The organism is Sulfitobacter sp. 1A12056, assembly GCF_043558125.1.
Lineage (GTDB): Bacteria > Pseudomonadota > Alphaproteobacteria > Rhodobacterales > Rhodobacteraceae > Sulfitobacter > Sulfitobacter faviae.
In genome coordinates this window covers 1-1,334 of sequence record NZ_JBIFFY010000026.1, presented here as the reverse complement: position 1 = coordinate 1,334, position 1,334 = coordinate 1, and the positions used below count along the sequence as shown (strand labels likewise).

Below are 1,334 nucleotides of genomic sequence, written 5' to 3'. Positions count from 1 at the left end.
TGGGAGTGTCATGAACTTTGTGTATCTGGCCTGGCCCATGCGGGTTTTAGATACAGTCACGCATTGAAGCGATCCTCAAACATTATGGCGAAATGATTGCGAGCCGCAAACCATTCTCGAACATTCCGGCCGCCTTTCTCAAAGTTTCGGATCGCCAAGTAGATCAGCTTCGTTGCGGCGTCTTCGGTCGGGAACGATCCCCGCGTCTTGATCGATTTTCGGATTACACGGTTCAAGCTTTCAATTGCGTTGGTGGTGTAGATGATCTTCCGGATGGCGGGATCAAAAGCAAAGAACGGGATCACTTCCTGCCAAGCCCTGCGCCAGGCCGGTGCGATGGAGGCATATTTCCCGGCCCATTTTTCCTCGAAGGCATCCAACTCCAAGCCAGCTTGATCGGCTGTAGGGGCGCTGTAAATCCGCCTTAGATCAGCGGCCACTTCCTTGCGATCTTTCCAGGCACAGAAGTTCAACGAGTGGCGCACGAGATGGACAATGCACGTTTGCACGGCCGTGTCCGGAAAGGCTGCTGTGATGGCATCAGGGAAGCCCTTGAGGCCATCTACGACCGCAATCAGGATGTCTTGCAGACCACGGTTCTTCAGCTCTGTCATCACCGAGAGCCAAAATTTGGCGCCCTCGTTGTCAGCGATCCAAAGACCAAGAACCTCGCGCACGCCATCCCTGCTGACACCAAGGGCCACGTAGACGGCTTTGTTCTTGACCATGCGGCTATCGGCGTCGCGGATTTTGACCCGCAGAGCGTCAAAAATGACGATGGGATACATCCGGTCCAGTGCCCGGGATTGCCACTCCCGAACCTCATCCAACACCGCATCGGTCACGCGGCTGATCAGGTCTGGCGAGACTTGCAGGCCATAGACGTCCTCAAGATGAGCACGGATATCGCGGACCGTCAGACCGGCGGCGTAAAGCCCGATAATCTTGTCATCCATCCCATCAATGCGTGTCTGTCCCTTCTTCACCAGTTCAGGCTCGAAGCTGCCGTCCCGGTCCCGCGGCACAGCGATAGGCAGTTCACCGTCTGGCCCCTTCAATCTCTTGGCAGATGACCCGTTGCGACGGTTGGCCTGATCAGGCGGGGCATCCTTGCCGTCTTCATAGCCCAGATGTGCCGTCAGCTCAGCACCGAGCATCCGCTCCATCAGCTTGATCTTGAGCTCTTTCATTAGCCCGGCATCGCCAAGCAGGTCTTCAGGCCGCTCGCAGCCCTTCAGTAGTTCGTCCAGCAGTTCCTTGGATATGGTCATCGTCCTTGCTCCTCTCAGGAAGCATGGACCAGATCGCAATTACACAGAAGATCGGACACTCTC

The 1,334-nt window shown here is 56.1% G+C and carries 1 protein-coding gene; it reads right to left on the bottom strand.

Going from position 1 to position 1,334, the window contains the following annotated elements; translation table 11 throughout:
- Positions 1–56: 56 nt before the first annotated feature.
- Positions 57–1,271 (bottom strand): IS256 family transposase, encoded by a 1,215-nt coding sequence (locus tag ACGYLD_RS17350; RefSeq protein ID WP_394382900.1) that lies wholly within the window; start codon positions 1,269–1,271, stop codon positions 57–59.
- Between the last annotated feature and the right edge of the window lie 63 nt (positions 1,272–1,334).

Coding starts and splice junctions, on each gene's coding strand:
- ACGYLD_RS17350 (WP_394382900.1), bottom strand. CDS start 1,271: ATGACCATATCCAAGGAACTGCTGGACGAACTACTGAAGGGCTGCGAG.